We start from the raw sequence: 15466 nt of genomic DNA, 5'->3' as shown, positions 1-15466 counted from the left end.
GGCCGGACAGGACCGGATCCCGCTTGATTGCGGGATTCAACTTCTCTTCCCCGGCCATCCTCCCGCGATTCGCCCCGGTCCGCCCCGGTTGCGGCCCGCTCCCCGCAACAGGGGCACCGGACGTCCCCCGGACGTACCAGCGGTTCCGGTCCGCGGGACGGCCCTCACCGATGCCTTGACGCGGCCGGGCACCGGCTGAATAACTGATCCCGGACAGCACGACCGAATGATCGGTCGCCCGGTTTGCGACGGAAGTGAGCCCATGACGGACCTGTTGGACGCGGCGGAGCGGCTCGGGCGCGAGGAGCTCGAAGCACTGCAACTGGAGCGCCTGCGCGCCACGCTCCGGCACGCGTACGACAACGTCGGCTTCTACCGCGCCGCGTTCGACACGGCCGGCGTGCGCCCGGAGGACTGCCGTACGCTCGCGGACCTCGCGCGCTTCCCGTTCACCGCCAAGACCGATCTGCGTGATCACTACCCGTTCGGCATGTTCGCCGTCGACCGGTCGCGGGTGCGCCGCATCCACGCCTCCAGCGGGACCACCGGGCGGCCGACCGTCGTCGGCTACACCGAACGCGACCTGGACACCTGGGCCGACGTCGTCGCCCGCTCCCTGCGCGCCGCCGGGGCCCGCCCCGGCCACATGGTCCACATCGCCTACGGATACGGGCTGTTCACCGGCGGTCTCGGCGCGCACTACGGCGCCGAGCGGCTGGGATGCACGGTCGTCCCCGCATCCGGCGGCATGACGGCGCGTCAGGTGCAGCTGATCCAGGACTTCCGGCCCGAGATCATCATGGTGACGCCCTCGTACATGCTCACCCTGCTCGACGAGTTCGAGCGCCAGGGCGTCGACCCGCGCGGCACGTCGCTGAAGGTCGGCGTCTTCGGCGCCGAACCGTGGACGGAGGAGATGCGGCGCGAGATCGAGGAGCGCTTCGCCATCGACGCGGTCGACATATACGGGCTCTCGGAGGTCATGGGGCCCGGTGTCGCCCAGGAGTGCGTGGAGACCAAGGACGGGCTCCACATCTGGGAGGACCACTTCTACCCCGAGATCGTGGACCCGTTCACCGGCGAGGTCCTGCCGGACGGGGAGCAGGGGGAGCTGGTGTTCACCTCGCTCACCAAGGAGGCCATGCCCGTCGTGCGCTACCGCACCCGGGACCTCACCCGGCTGCTGCCGGGCACGGCGCGCGCGTTCCGGCGGATGGAGAAGGTGACGGGGCGCAGCGACGACATGATCATCCTGCGCGGGGTGAACCTCTTCCCCACCCAGATCGAGGAGATCGTGCTGCGCACCGCCCATGTGGCGCCGCACTTCCAGCTCCGGCTGACCCGCGAGAGCCGGCTCGACGCGCTCACCGTCCGGGTGGAGGCGCGTCCGGAGGCGACGGGCGACCAGCGCGCGGCCGCCGCCCGCGCCGTGACGGCCGCCGTCAAGGACGGCGTCGGCGTCTCGGTCGCCGTCGAGGTGGTCGACCCGGAGACCCTGGAGCGCTCGGTCGGCAAGATCCGCCGCATCGTGGACCTGCGCCGGGCCGAGGGCGCCTGAGCGCGCCGGCCCCTCGCCAGGCGCGGAGGCGCCCGCCCCGGCAATGCGGCGCCCCGCGTCCCGCTACCCCTCCCCGAAGCGGTCGCGCAGCTCGCGCTTGAGGATCTTGCCGCTGGCGTTGCGCGGGAGGGCGTCCGCGAAGAGGACCCGCTTCGGGGCCTTGAAGTGGGGCAGCCGCTCGCGGGCGTGGGCGATCAGCTCCTCCTCCGTGACCTCCTCGCGTGTGACGACCACGGCCGTCACCGCCTCGATCCAGCGGTCGTCGGGCAGGCCGACGACGGCCGTCTCGGCGACGGCGGGGTGGGTGTAGAGGGCGTCCTCGACCTGGCGGGAGGCCACCAGCACGCCCCCGGAGTTGATGACGTCCTTCACCCGGTCGACCACGGTGAAGTACCCCTGGGCATCCCGCACGGCGAGGTCGCCGGAGTGGAACCACCCGCCGCGGAAAGCCTCCTCGGTCTCCTCCGGCTTGTCCCAGTAGCCCTCGCACAGCTGCGGGGAGCGGTAGACGACCTCGCCGGGCGTGCCGTCGGGGACGTCCTTGCCGTCCTCGTCGACGACCTTCGCCTCGACGAAGAGCACCGGGCGGCCGCAGGAGTCCATCCGGCCCTCGTGCTCGCCGGGGCCGAGAACGGTGGCGAGGGGGCCGATCTCGGACTGACCGAAACAGTTGTAGAAGGCGAGGCCGGGCAGCCGTGCGCGCAGCCGCTCCAGGACGGGCACGGGCATGATCGAGGCCCCGTAGTACGCCTTGCGCAGCGCGGTCAGGTCCCGGGTGGCGAAGTCGGGGTGGTTCGCGAGGCCGATCCAGACGGTGGGCGGCGCGAAGAGGCTGTCCGCCCGCCCCGCCTCGACGAGGTCGAAGATCTGCGCGGCGTCGGGCGCGTCCAGCAGGGTGTTCTCCGCCCCCACCGCGAGGTAGGGCAGCAGGAAGACGTGCATCTGCGCCGAGTGGTAGAGCGGCAGGGCGTGCACGGGGCGGTCCGTGGCGTGCAGGTCGAGCGCCGTCATGGCGCTGACGTACTCGTGGACCAGAGCGCGGTGCGTCATCATCGCGCCCTTGGGCAGGGCCGTCGTGCCGGAGGTGTAGAGCAGCTGGACCAGGTCCTCGGAGGCCGGCTCGCGGGCGGGGGCGAACGGGCGGGGCGAGGACAGCGCGGCGAGCAGCGAGTCGTCGCTCCCGCGCAGTGCCCGCACCGGCACGCCGCCGGGCAGCCGGGGCGCGAGGGCGGGGTCGGCGAGGACCAGGGCGCTGCCCGACTGGGAGAGCACATAGGCGAGATCGTCGCCGGTGAGGTTCTGGTTGACCGGGACGTGGACGAGCCCGGCGCGGGCGCAGGCGAGGAAGGCGATCAGGTAGGCGTCGGAGTTGTGGCCGTAGGCGGCGACCCGTTCGCCGGGGCCGAGGCCGTGGTCCCCGAGGACGGCCGCCGCGGTGGAGACGGCCGTGTCGAGTTCGGCGTACGTCCAGGTGCGGTCGGCGTAGCGGACGGCGGTGCGGTCCGGGGTGCGCCGGGCACTGCGGCGTACGAGGGAGTCGACCGTGTTGCGGTGGGCGCCTGTCATGGCGTGATCCTCAGTGGCCGGATGACGGGACGTCAAGGGGCGGACGCCGACCGGACGGCGGCCGGGCGACGGGACGTCAGGAGACCGGATACCGACCGGACGGTTGACAGGGGTGTCCGGGTGCTGACTGCATGGGGCTCCGCTGCTCCTCACCCACTGCCGGGAGGCACCGTTGCTCATCCGGACCCGCATCGGACGGCTCGCTCTGGCCGCCGTCGCCCTGCTGACCGCCGCGACGGCGCTGCCGCCCGCGGCGGCGGCCGACGGCCGCGAGCGGCATCCCTCGGGCGGCGGCCTGTCCGCCGTCATCCGCTACACCGAGTACGGCATCCCGCACATCGTGGCGAAGGACTACGCGGACCTGGGCTTCGGCTCGGGCTGGGCGCAGGCCGCCGACCAGGTGTGCGTGCTGGCCGACGGGTTCGTCACGGTGCGCGGCGAACGCTCGCGCCACTTCGGCCCGGACGGCGCACCGGACGGGTCGCTGTCGTCGGCGACGAAGAACCTCGGCAGTGATCTGTACTTCCGCGGGATCCGCGACGCGGGGACGGTCGAGCGGCTGCTCGCCACGCCGGCGCCCGCCGGACCGAGCCGCGAGACCGAGGAGCTGATGCGCGGCTGGGCGGCGGGCTACAACGCCTGGCTGGCCCGCAACCGGATCACCGACCCGGCCTGCCGGGGCGCCGACTGGGTGCGTCCGGTGACGGCGCTGGACGTCGCCCGCCGGGGGTTCGCCGTCTCCGTGCTCGGCGGCCAGGGCCGTGGTGTCGACGGCATCACGGCCGCGGCGCCGCCCGGTTCCGCGGGCGCGGCACCGGCCGCGGCACCGGACCCGGCCGAGGCGGCGGAGGCCGCCCGGCGGCTGTTCGCCGCCGAGAGCGCCGACATGGGGTCGAACGCGGTGGCGTTCGGCGGGCAGGTGACCGCGAACGGCCGCGGGCTGCTGCTCGGCAATCCGCACTACCCCTGGCACGGCGGCCGGCGCTTCTGGCAGTCGCAGCAGACCATCCCCGGGGAGCTGAACGTCTCGGGAGCCTCGCTGCTCGGCACCGTCGGTGTCAGCATCGGCTTCAACGAGCGGGTGGCCTGGAGCCACACGGTGGCGACGGGTGTCACGCTCAACCTGCACCAGCTCACCCTCGACCCGGCCGACCCGACGGTGTACGTGGTCGACGGCGTGCGCGAGCGGATGACGCGCCGGACGGTCACGGTGCCCGTGAAGGACGGCGCCCCCGTCAGCCGGACGCAGTACTGGACGCGCTACGGCCCCGTCGTGACCTCGCTCGGCGCCTCGCTGCCGCTGCCGTGGTCCACGACCACCGCGTACGCGCTGAACGACCCCAACGCGGTGAACCTGCGCGCCACCGACACGGGTCTGGCCTTCGCGAAGGCCCGCTCGACCGGCGACATCGTGCGCGGGCTGCGCCGTACGCAGGGCCTGCCCTGGGTCAACACGATCGCCGCGGACGCCTCGGGGCGCTCGCTGTTCACCCAGTCCCAGGTACTGCCCCGGATCACGGACGATCTGGCGGAGCGGTGCTCGACCCCGCTGGGCCGCGTGACGTACCCGTCGTCGGGCGTCGCCGTGCTGGACGGGGCGCGCGGCGACTGCGCCCTCGGCCGGGACCGGGACGCGGTGCAGCCGGGGATCTTCGGCCCCTCCCGGATGCCCCTGCTCCAGGACGCGCCGTACGCGGAGAACTCCAACGACAGCGCCTGGCTCGCGAACGCCGACACGCCGCTCACCGGCTACGAGCGGGTCTTCGGCAACACCGGCACGCCCCGGTCGCTGCGCACCCGGGGCGCCGTGGAGGACGTGGCGGCGATGGCGGACCGCGGGCGCCTGACGGTGCGCGACCTCCAGCGGCAGCAGTTCGCCAACCGGGTGCCGGCGGCCGGCCTCGCGCTCGCGGACACCGTCCGCGCGTGCCGGTCGCTCTCACCCGCCCCGACGCAGGCGTGCGACGCCCTGGCGGGCTGGGACGGGCGGATGGACACCGGCAGCCGGGGTGCCCTGCTGTTCGACCGGTTCTGGCGCGCGCTGACGGCGTCCGTCCCGGCGGCCCGGCTGTGGAAGGTCCCGTTCTCGGCGGCCGACCCGGTGGCCACGCCGAACACCCTGGACACGTCGCTCCCGCAGTTCGCCGCGGCGCTCACCGGCGCGGTGGCGGAACTGCGCGCGGCGGGTGTCGAACCGGACGCGCCGCTCGGCGACCACCAGTTCGTGGTGCGGGGCGGTGAGCGGTTCCCCGTCCACGGGGGCACCGAGGCGCTGGGTGTGTGGAACAAGATCGAGGCGGGCTGGCAGGCGGCGGCCGGCGGCTACGCGGAGGTCGCCCACGGCTCCAGCCATGTGCAGGCGGTCGGCTGGGACGGCAGCGGCTGCCCGGTGGCCCGCACCCTGCTCGCCTACGCGCAGTCGTCCAACCCCGCGTCGGCGCATCACCGGGACCAGACGGCGCTCTACTCGGGCGAGCGCTGGGTGACGTCGCGCTTCTGCGAGCGGGACATCCTCGCCTCGCCGGAGCTGGAGGTGGTCCGGGTGCGCGAGCGCCGCTGACCTGCGGCAGCGGTGGGCCCGTGGCCGGGGACGCCCGGTCGCGGGCCCACGCGTCCGCGGGGCACGAGCGCACGGGTTCACGGAATTCGTGCGTCACGGGCTCGTGCGTTCACGGGCTGACGGCCAGGAAGACGAAGGCCGCGAGGATCGCCAGGTGCACGCCGCCCTGGAGGGGCGTCGCCCGGCCGGGCACGATGGTGAGCGCGCCGGTGACGACCGTCAGGGCGAGCAGCACCATATGGGTGGCTCCGAGACCGAGCACCAGCGGTCCCTCCAGCCAGATCGTCGCCAGGGCGATGACGGGGATGGTCAGGCCGATGCTGGCCATCGCCGAGCCGAGGGCCAGGTTGAGGCTGGTCTGCACCCGCTCGCGCCGGGCGGCCCGCACGGCGGCGAGGGTCTCCGGCAGCAGCACCAGCAGGGCGATCACCACGCCGACGACGGAGTGCGGCATCCCGGCGGACTCCACCCCCGACTCGATGGTGGGCGAGACGGCCTTGGCGTCGCCCACCACGGCGACGAGCGCGACGAGCAGGAGCACGAGGCTGGTGATCGCGGCGGCGCGGGTGGGGCTCCCGGCCCGGTTCGCCGCCTCCTCGTCCTTGAGCTCGCCGTCATGGGTGACGGACAGGAAGTACTCCCGGTGGCGGACCGTCTGGACGGCGACGAACAGCGCGTACAGCCCCAGGGAGGCGATCGCGGCGAAGGTGAGCTGGGCGGTGGAGAACTCGGGCCCCGGCTTGCTGGTGGTGAACGTGGGCAGCACCAGGCTCATGGTCGCGAGGGTGGCGACGGTGGCGAGCGCGGCCCCCGACCCCTCGGCGTTGAAGACGGCGACACGGTGGCGGAGCGCGGCGACGAGCAGGGACAGCCCGACGATCCCGTTGCAGGTGATCATGACGGCGGCGAAGACGGTGTCCCGGGCCAGGGTGGCGGACTTCGCGCCCCCGTCCACCATCAGGGTGACGATCAGGGCCACCTCGATCACGGTGACGGCGACGGCCAGCACCAGGGAGCCGAACGGTTCCCCGACGCGGTGGGCCACGACCTCCGCGTGATGGACGGCGGCGAGCACGGCCCCGGCGAGACAGAGGGCCACCACCACGACGGCGAGCGGTGAGAGGTGGCGTCCCCAGCTGAGCACCAGCGCGACGACCGCGGCCAACGGCACCCAGACGGTCCACCGGCGCATGAAGGACATCAGGCTCACCGCGCTCATGCGGGCAAGGCTGCCAGCGCCCGGCAGCGTGCGCGCGACGAGAGGCCGGCCGGACCAGGCACCACGGGGGCCGCGCCCTCCCCGGCGCTCGGGCCCGTGGGTGCGTCGCGCCCTTCTCTGACAGGGCATCACCTTCGCCGGGATGGTTGACAGTCCACCGACACTGCAAGAAAGCTTCACGTGTCGCCGAAGATCCGAAAGATACTTTCAGGGAGGATTCCGGATGACCGAGGACGCAGCGCACAGAGGGAGTGGAGCCATCAGCCGACGAGGACTGGGCCGCGGGGCGATGGCCCTGGGAGGGGCGCTCGCACTCGCCTCCGTGCCTTTCGCGGCGACGGCGGCCGGCCCCGCGGCCGGCTCCGCTGCAGGCGGCGGTGCGGGGCCGCACCTGGCGACCCTGCGGCGCGGCACCCCCGCGCGGGCGGGGCTGCTCGCCCCGCATCTCGACCGCCTGGTCACCGACGCCGAAGCGTTCCTCCAGCCCTCCCCCCGCCGCCCCTGGTACGCGGGAGCCGTCCTGCTGGCCGGACGCGGGGGCACGGTCGCCCTGCACCGGGCCATCGGGAAGGCGCTGCGCTACTCCGCCTACGACGAGGCGACCGACACCGGCGTCGAGCTGCCCGAGGACCGGCAGATCCCGATGCACGAGGACACCGTCTTCGACCTGGCCTCGGTCTCCAAGCTGTTCACCTCGATCCTCGCCGTGCAGCAGATCGAGCGGGGGACGCTGGAGCTGGAGGCGACCGTCGCCGCGTACCTGCCCGAGTTCGCCGGGGGCGGCAAGCAGGACATCACGGTGCGCCAGCTGCTGACGCACACCTCGGGCTTCCGCTCCTGGATCCCGCTCTTCAAGGAGCCGACGCAGGAGGGGCGGCTGCGGCTCCTGTGGAACGAGGCGCCGCTGAACCCGCCGGGCACCCGCTACCTCTACTCCGACCTCAACCTGATCTCGCTGCAGCTGGTCCTGGAGAAGATCACCGGCCGCGCCCTGGATGCGCTGCTCCACGACGAGATCACCGCTCCGCTGGGGATGCACCGCACACGCTTCAACCCGCCCGCCGAGTGGAAACCGCGCATCGCCGCGACGGAGGACGCCCGGCTGCCCTGGTCCGGCCTCGACCGGGGGCTGGTGTGGGGCGAGGTGCACGACGAGAACGCGTACGGCTTCGGCGGGGTCGCGGGCCACGCCGGGGTGTTCTCCTGCGCGTGGGACCTGGCGGTCCTCGCCCGCACCCTGCTGAACGGCGGCGGCTACGGCCGCGCGCGGATCCTGGCCCCAGAATCGGTCGAGCTGATGTTCACCGATTTCAACACCGACTTCCCGGGCGACGAGCACGGCCTGGGCTTCGAGCTCTACCAGCACTGGTACATGGGGGCGATGGCCACCCCGCGCACCGCGGGACACACCGGTTTCACCGGGACCAGCATGGTGCTCGACCCGACCACCGACTCGTTCCTGATCGTCCTCGGCAACTCGGTCCACCCGGTGCGCAGCTGGCGTTCCGGCAGCGCTCCGCGGGTGGCGGCGGCCGACGCCATGGCCCGCGCGGTCCCCGTGCGGCCCGCGCGGGGACGCACCGCCTGGTTCACCGGCACGGCGAACGGCACCACGGCCACCCTCACCCTGCCGCCCGCGGGGCCGGGCGCGGCGCGGCTGCGCTGCTCCCTGTGGTGGGACACCGAGCCGGGCGCCGACGCCGTCTTCCTGGAGGCGTCCGCGGACGGCGGGGCGACCTGGCAGCCGGTGCCGTTCGTGACCACCGGGCCGGACGGCACCGCGCGCACGCACGAGGGCGGCACGGCCACCGGCTGGTCGGGCCGGGTCTGGCACGGCGTCACGGCCGACCTGTCGGCCTGGGGCGACGCGCCGGTGGCCGTCCGCTGGCGCTGCGCCACCGACCGGCTCTACACGGGCCGGGGCGTGTACGCGGACGCCCTGCGCGTCGAGGACTCCTCCGGACGCCGCCTCTTCGACGAGTCGCGGCCGTCCGACACGGCCCGGATCCGGGCCACCGGCTGGGTCCCGTCACGCGACTGACGGGCGCACCGCAGTTCCCGGCCCCTGTGCCACGGCGACCGCCGCGGCACAGGGGCCGCTCCATGGGCCGGCCCGCCCGTGGGCCCACTTCATCGGCTTCGAACGTTCGACGGAGTTTCGTAACACCGCTGTGAAACTTCACATCATCTCGCGGCAGGAGCGCGGCAACCTGCCGAGGAGCGGTGGATCGATGCAGCTCAGAGCATCCGGCCTGCCACCCGAACCGCGCGACGGGATCGAAATGTTTCGAGATCACCGGCGTTGACGCGCCGTTCGGCCGGGGCAACACTCTCACTCGCTCCTCACCCCCTGGACGAAGGGTTCGGATGTGACCAGGAAGTCTTTCGCGCGCCGCGTACTGGCCGCGGGAACGTCGGGGATGCTCGCCGCCGCGGGCATCGTCGCGCTCTCCGGCACCGCGCAGGCGGCAGCGACCACGCTCGGAGCCGCCGCGGCCGAGAAGGGCCGCTACTTCGGTACGGCCGTGGCCGCGAACCGCCTCGGCGAGGCCGACTACACCGCCACGCTCAACACCGAGTTCTCCTCGGTGACCCCCGAGAACGAGATGAAGTGGGACGCGCTGGAGCCGAGCCGCGGCTCCTTCTCGTACGGCTCCGCCGACCGGATCGTCAGCCATGCCGAGGGCCGCGGCATGCAGGTCCGCGGGCACACCCTCGTATGGCACTCCCAGCTGCCGGGATGGGTCGGCTCCCTCGGCGCCACCGATCTGCGCTCGGCGATGAACAACCACATCACCCAGGTGATGACGCACTACAAGGGCAGGATCGCCGCCTGGGACGTCGTCAACGAGGCCTTCCAGGACGGCGGGAGCGGCGCCCGCCGCAGTTCGCCGTTCCAGGACAAGCTGGGCGACGGCTTCATCGAGGAGGCCTTCCGCACCGCCCGGGCCGCCGATCCCGCCGCCCAGCTCTGCTACAACGACTACAACACCGACGGCGCCAACGCGAAGAGCAACGCGGTCTACGCCATGGTCAAGGACTTCAAGCAGCGCGGTGTGCCCATCGACTGCGTCGGCTTCCAGTCCCACTTCAACGCCCAGTCGCCGGTGCCCTCCGACTACCAGGCCAACCTGCAGCGCTTCGCCGACCTCGGCGTCGACGTGCAGATCACCGAGCTCGACATCGAGGGCTCCGGCTCGGCGCAGGCCACCAACTACGCGAACGTCACCAAGGCGTGCCTCGCCGTCACCCGGTGCACCGGGATCACGGTGTGGGGGGTGACGGACAAGTACTCGTGGCGCAGCAGCGGCACCCCGCTGCTCTTCGACGGCACCTACCAGAAGAAGCCCGCCTACGCGGCGGTGCTGACGGCGCTCGGCGGCACCCCGGACGGCGGTGGCAACCCGCCCGGCGGCGGCACCGGGTCCTGCACCGCCGCCTACACCACCACGGCGAGCTGGCCCGGCGGCTACAACGGCCAGGTGACCGTCACCGCCGGCAGCGCGGCGATCACCACCTGGGAGGTCCCGCTGACCTTCACCGCGCCGCAGAAGGTGGCCAACTCCTGGAACGGCACGGCGAGCTGGGACGGCAGCGGCACGGTGCTGACGATGCGGCCGAGCTACAACGGCAGCCTCGCCGCGGGCGCCTCCACGTCCTTCGGCTTCACCGTCACGACCAACGGCGGCAGCGCGTCGCCGCCGGCCGTCGGCGCCTGCAAGGTCTCCTGACGAGCGGTCAGTCCGCCCGGCCCAGCACCGCCATCGCGGCGTTGTGGCCGGGCACTCCGCTGACACCGCCGCCGCGGACCGCGCCCGCCCCGCAGAGCAGCACGTTCGGGTGCGCCGTCTCCACGCCCCAGCGCCCGGTGCCCTCCGCCGCCCACGGCCAGGAGAGGTCCCGGTGGAAGATGTGCCCGCCGGGCAGCCGCAGTTCGGCTTCGAGGTCGAGCGGGGTCTTGGCCTCGATGCAGGGCCGTCCGTCCGCGTCGAGGGCGAGGACCGAGGCGATCGGCTCCTCCAGGTAGCCGTCGAGTTCGGCGAGGGTCGCCGCCAGCAGCCGTTCCCGCGTCGCCTCGTTGTCCTCGGCGAACAGCCGGGCCGGGGTGTGGAGTCCGAACAGTGTGAGGGTGTGGGCGCCCTCCGCGTTCAGTCCCGGCCCCAGGATGGACGGGTCGGTCAGCGAGTGGCAGTAGATCTCGGACGGCGGGGCGCCCGGCACCCGGCCCGCCGCCGCCTCCCGGTAGGCCGCGGCCAGTTGTCCGTAGCCCTCGGATACGTGGAAGGTTCCGGCGAAGGCGTCCGCCGGTTCGACCCTGCGGTCCCGCAGCCGCGGCAGCCGCCGCAGCAGCATGTTCACCTTCAGCTGTGCGCCCTCGGCGGGGGCGGGCTCCGGGTCGCCGATCAGCGCGGCCAGTTCCCGGGGCGAGGCGTTCACCAGGACGTGGCCGGCGCCCACGGTGCCCTCGCCCGAGGGCGCCCTGAACGACACCTCCGCCCGCGCGCCGTCGGTCGCGACCGCCGTCACCTCGTGCCCGACGGCGATCTCCGCACCCGCCGAGCGGGCGGCGGCCGCCAGGGCGTCGGTCAGCGCGCCCATGCCGCCCACGGGGACGTCCCAGTCACCGGTGCCGCCGCCGATGACGTGGTAGAGGAAGCAGCGGTTCTGGGCCAGCGAGGGGTCGTGGGCGTCGGCGAACGTGCCGATCAGCGCGTCCGTGAGGACCACGCCCCGGACCAGGTCGTGGTCGAAACGCCGCTCGATCGCGGTGCCGATCGGCTCCTCGAACAGCATCCGCCAGGCGTCCTCGTCGCCGACGCGGGCACGCAGTTCCTCCCGCGTGGGCAGCGGCTCGGTCAGCGTCGGGAACACCCGCTCGGCGACCGAGCGGGTGAGGCCGTAGAACTCCTGCCAGGCCGTGTACTCGCGGTCGCCGCCGGTGAGCCGGGCGAAGGACTCGGCCGTCCCGGGGCCGCCGACGAGGAGTCCGTCCCCGGCGCGGGTGGGCGTGTACGAGGAGATGTCCCGCTTGCGCACGGCGAAGGCCAGGCCGAGGTCGCGCACGATCTTGCCGGGCAGCAGGGAGACCAGGTACGAGAAGCGGGACAGCCGGGCGTCGACACCGGGGAACGGACGGGTGGAGACGGCCGCTCCCCCGGTCGTCGCACCGCGTTCCAGGAGCAGCACCGACCGGCCCGCGCGGGCGAGGTAGGCGGCGGCGACGAGGCCGTTGTGGCCCCCGCCGACGATGACGGCGTCGTACGAGGCGTGAGCTGGCATGGCCGGACACTACAGGGCCCGGGCCCGATGACCCCGGGCACCGCCCCGGGGTCCGGGGCGGCCCCGGGCGGGGCGGGTGCCCCGCCSGGCGCCGCCGCGCGGGGTCCGGGGCGGTGCGGGGAGGTCGTCGGGCGAGGCGGAGCCGGTGTCCCGCCGGCGGGGGCGGGGCCGGTCGTCAGGCGGGCGGGGCGGGGCCGGTCGTCAGACGGGCGGGGCGCCGCGCWGCGCGGCGACCCGGCGGTAGAGGTCGACGGCCTCGGAGTGGCGTCCGAGCTGTTCGAGGCAGTGGGCCTCGTCGTTGCGGCTGGCCAGGGTGTCCGGATGGCCGGCGCCCAGCACCCGCTCGCGGGCGTCGGCGACCTGGCGGTAGACGGCGTACGCGTCCTGCCAGCGGCCCAGCCAGCCGAACCCGACGGCGATCTCCCGGCGGCTGACCAGGGTGTCGGGGTGGTCGGGCCCCAGCACCCGCTCCCGCAGGGAGCAGACCTCGCGCGCCTCGGCGAGCGCCTCGTGCCAGCGGGCGAGCCGGCCCAGGTTGACGCCGAGGGTGTGCCGGGCGCGCAGGGTCTCCGGGTCGGCGGGTCCGTGCACCCGGGTGCGGTCGTCGACGAGCCCCCGGTAGAGGTCGAGGGCCTCGGCGCTGCGCCCCAGCCGGCCGAGGCTGATGCCCACCTCGTAGCGGGCGGCGAGGGTGTCGGGATGGTCGGGGCCGAGGGTGGCGGCTCGGGCCTCGGCCACCTCCCGGTAGGTGCCGAGCGCCTCGGTCCAGCGGCCCAGCCTGCCGAGTGTGCAGGCGACCTCGTACCGGGTCGCCAGGGTGTCGGGGTGGGTGGCGCCGAGGACGCGGGCGCGGGTGTCGGCGACCTCGCCGGCCATCCGGCAGGAGTCCTCCAATCGGCCCAGCCGGCTCAGGTTGAACGCGAGGTTGTGGCGGCAGCGCAGGGTGTCGGGATGGTCGGGGCCCATGGTGCGGGACCGGGACTCCAGGACGGACTCGTAGATCCGGTGGGCCTCCTCGTGCCGGCCGAGCCGGCCGAGTACGTAGGCGGCCTCCTGCCGGGCGGCGAGGGTGTCGGGATGATCCGGGCCGAGCGCGCTCCCGCGTCCGGCACCGACCGCGGAGAACTCGGCCAGGGCCTCGGCCGCGCGGCCGGTCCTGCTGAGGCTGAAGGCGACCTCGTAGCGGCTGGCGAGGGTGTCGGGATGCCCGGGGCCGAGCAGCGCGGCGCGCTCCGCCGCGACCGACCGGTGCACCTCGCCGGCCTCGTCCCAGCGCCCCAGCCGCCCGAGGCTCAGACCGGCGTCGTGCCGGCCGGCGAGGACGGCGAGCAGTTCGGGCGGCGGGGTGGGGCGCCCCTGCGCCTGCGGCCCCGTCCCGCCCGGCGCACCGACACCGCCGGGCCCGGGCAGCGGGGCGGGCGTGTGCGGCCCGGTGAACCCCGGGGCCGGGGCCGGGGTGTGCGGTCCGGTGAACCCCGTGGCCGGGGAGACGGGCGGGTGCGGCGCGAACCCCGTGGGCGGGGAAGCGGGAGTGTGCGGGGCCGTGGACCCCGTGGGCGGGGCGACGGGGGTGTGCGGCGTGAACCCCGTGGGCGCGGCCGGCGGGTGCGGGCCGGTGGCGCCCGTCGGCGGGGCGGGCGGCCGGCGGCCGGGGTAGGAGGTGTCCAAGAGGCCGTGGGCGTGCTGCGCGGGGACCTGGGCGATCACCGGCGGGTTGGTCCAGGCGCCGGTGAGCGCGGCGGTGTGGTCGGGCAGCGGGGGCCCGCCGGCGGGGGTGCCCGCGACCCTGATGCCCTCCGTCATGCCCCGGGTCCAGTCCGGCAGCAACGGCGCGCGGCCCGCGGCCGGGCGCTGCGGCGGGAGCGCCGGGTGGGCGCCCGAGTGGCGGGCCGCGCCGATGCGCCGGCGGAGCTCGTCCGCGTCCGCGGGCCGTTGCTCGGGGGTCTTGGCGAGCAGGTCGAGGACCGCCCGCTCCAGGTACTCGGGGATCTCCCCGCGCACCTCCCGCGGCGGCACCGGGACGGTGTCGCGGTGGCCCACGAGGATCGACCAGGTGTCCTCCAGGTCGAACGGCGGTGCTCCGGTGGCGAGTTCGTACAGCACGCAGCCGAGCGAGTAGAGGTCGCTGCGGTGGTCGACGGAGCCGCCGCCGATCTGCTCCGGCGACATGTAGTGCGGGGTGCCCATGGCGATGCCGGTGCCGGTGAGCTTGGAGCTGAGGCCGATGTCCTCACCGAGGCGGGCGATGCCGAAGTCGCAGATCTTCACCGTCCCGCCGGTCAGCCGCATGATGTTGGCGGGCTTCAGGTCGCGGTGGACGATGCCCTGGGCGTGCGTGTACGCGAGGGCGTCGGCCACCTGGTCGGCGATGTCGACGACCTCGTCCACGGAGAGCGGCTGCTGCTTGTTGTCGTCCATCAGCTGGCTGAGGTTTCGCCCGTCCAGCAGTTCCATGACGAGGTACAGCACCCCGTCGTGCTCGCCGAAGTCGTGCACCACGGTCACCCCGCGGTGCTGGAGGGCGGCGGCCACCCGGGCCTCGCGGCGGAACCTCTCCCGGAGCACGTCGCCGAACGACCGGTCGGGCTGGGCCCCCACCGGTTTCAGGCACTTGACCGCCACGCCGCGCCCCAGCGACTCGTCACGGGCACGCCACACCTCGCCCATGCCGCCCCGCCCGATGAGATCGAGCAGTCGGTACCGGCCGTGGATCAGCCTGGTTTCCGCCATCTCGTGCCGTCGCCCCCGTCGCTGCCGTTCGCCCTCCCCTGACCGTCCAGTATGGCGGTCTGCCCTGTGAGTCCGTGCGGGGTGGGGCGGGTGCCGGGTCCGAGCCGTGCCATCGCCTTCAGGATGTGGCCGGGCGGCAACTGCCAGCGTATCCGGGCGGGGATGCGCCGCAGCAGACCCCCGGTGACGGCGAGCCGGTGCGAGACGGCCGCCGCGGGCGGGGCGGGTCTCCCGTACAGGGCGTGGGCCCGGCCGGGCAGCGAGTCGTACGCGAGGGCGGCGACATGCCGCCACAGCAGGGCGTGCCCGTGACGAGTCGCTGGGGCGCGGCGTGGCGGTCAAGTGCCTGAAACCGGTGGGGGCCCAGCCCGACCGGTCGTTCGGCGACGTGCTCCGGGAGAGGTTCCGCCGCGAGGCCCGGGTGGCCGCCGCCCTCCAGCACCGCGGGGTGACCGTGGTGCACGACTTCGGCGAGCACGACGGGGTGCTGTACCTCGTCATGGAACTGCTGGACGGGCGAAACCTCAGCCAGCTGATGGACGACAACAAGCAG

Annotated in this window: 8 protein-coding genes and 2 pseudogenes; 5 read left to right on the top strand and 5 right to left on the bottom strand. The window is 74.2% G+C overall.

Annotated elements, in window-relative coordinates:
- The first annotated feature begins 262 nt into the window (after positions 1-262).
- Positions 263-1558: a phenylacetate--CoA ligase PaaK gene (gene paaK, locus EAO77_RS28635; protein WP_147991234.1), complete on the top strand. Its 1296-nt coding sequence runs from the start codon at positions 263-265 to the stop codon at positions 1556-1558.
- A gap of 63 nt (positions 1559-1621) precedes the next feature.
- Here paaK and EAO77_RS28630 read toward each other — a convergent pair whose 3' ends face one another.
- Positions 1622-3124 carry an acyl-CoA synthetase gene (locus tag EAO77_RS28630; protein ID WP_147991233.1) on the bottom strand — a complete coding sequence of 501 codons (1503 nt, stop codon included), beginning with the start codon at positions 3122-3124 and terminating at the stop codon, positions 1622-1624.
- A gap of 178 nt (positions 3125-3302) precedes the next feature.
- Between EAO77_RS28630 and EAO77_RS28625 the strand changes: the two genes are divergently transcribed.
- Positions 3303-5684, top strand: a complete 2382-nt coding sequence (locus EAO77_RS28625) for a penicillin acylase family protein (protein WP_147991279.1) — start codon at positions 3303-3305, stop codon at positions 5682-5684.
- A gap of 109 nt (positions 5685-5793) precedes the next feature.
- Here EAO77_RS28625 and EAO77_RS28620 read toward each other — a convergent pair whose 3' ends face one another.
- Positions 5794-6903, bottom strand: coding sequence for a calcium:proton antiporter (locus tag EAO77_RS28620; protein WP_187283459.1), 1110 nt, complete (start codon positions 6901-6903; stop codon positions 5794-5796).
- 223 nt (positions 6904-7126) lie between these two features.
- Here EAO77_RS28620 and EAO77_RS28615 point away from each other — a divergent pair, with 223 nt between their 5' ends.
- A complete protein-coding gene (locus EAO77_RS28615) occupies positions 7127-8944 on the top strand; it encodes a serine hydrolase domain-containing protein (protein ID WP_147991232.1) in 1818 nt (605 codons plus the stop codon).
- A 379-nt stretch (positions 8945-9323) separates the two neighbouring features.
- A complete protein-coding gene (locus tag EAO77_RS28610; RefSeq protein WP_187283463.1) occupies positions 9324-10634 on the top strand; it encodes an endo-1,4-beta-xylanase in 1311 nt (436 codons plus the stop codon).
- Positions 10635-10641: 7 nt separating this feature from the next.
- Here the strand turns inward: EAO77_RS28610 and EAO77_RS28605 are convergent, their stop codons facing one another.
- The 3 genes and pseudogenes from EAO77_RS28605 to EAO77_RS40475 form a co-directional block, all read right to left on the bottom strand.
- Positions 10642-12183: a phytoene desaturase family protein gene (locus EAO77_RS28605; RefSeq protein ID WP_147991230.1), complete on the bottom strand. Its 1542-nt coding sequence runs from the start codon at positions 12181-12183 to the stop codon at positions 10642-10644.
- 201 nt (positions 12184-12384) lie between these two features.
- Positions 12385-14913, bottom strand: a complete 2529-nt coding sequence (locus tag EAO77_RS28600; protein WP_147991229.1) for a serine/threonine-protein kinase — start codon at positions 14911-14913, stop codon at positions 12385-12387.
- Positions 14895-15245, bottom strand: a pseudogene (locus tag EAO77_RS40475) (DUF2236 domain-containing protein); the annotation flags it as partial. The gene EAO77_RS28600 and the pseudogene EAO77_RS40475, both read right to left, overlap by 19 nt.
- Between EAO77_RS40475 and EAO77_RS28590 the strand changes: the two are divergent.
- Positions 15212-15466 (top strand): annotated as a pseudogene (locus EAO77_RS28590) (serine/threonine protein kinase); the annotation flags it as partial. The pseudogenes EAO77_RS40475 and EAO77_RS28590 sit on opposite strands and share 34 nt — an antisense overlap.

The organism is Streptomyces sp. T39 (genome assembly GCF_008042045.1).
Taxonomy (GTDB): domain Bacteria; phylum Actinomycetota; class Actinomycetes; order Streptomycetales; family Streptomycetaceae; genus Streptomyces.
The sequence above is the reverse complement of the archived record's forward strand: the minus strand, read 5'-3'. Positions and strand labels throughout refer to the sequence as shown.

Coding starts and splice junctions, on each gene's coding strand:
- paaK (WP_147991234.1), top strand. CDS start 263: ATGACGGACCTGTTGGACGCGGCGGAGCGGCTCGGGCGCGAGGAGCTC.
- EAO77_RS28630 (WP_147991233.1), bottom strand. CDS start 3,124: ATGACAGGCGCCCACCGCAACACGGTCGACTCCCTCGTACGCCGCAGT.
- EAO77_RS28620 (WP_187283459.1), bottom strand. CDS start 6,903: ATGAGCGCGGTGAGCCTGATGTCCTTCATGCGCCGGTGGACCGTCTGG.
- EAO77_RS28615 (WP_147991232.1), top strand. CDS start 7,127: ATGACCGAGGACGCAGCGCACAGAGGGAGTGGAGCCATCAGCCGACGA.
- EAO77_RS28610 (WP_187283463.1), top strand. CDS start 9,324: ATGCTCGCCGCCGCGGGCATCGTCGCGCTCTCCGGCACCGCGCAGGCG.
- EAO77_RS28605 (WP_147991230.1), bottom strand. CDS start 12,183: ATGCCAGCTCACGCCTCGTACGACGCCGTCATCGTCGGCGGGGGCCAC.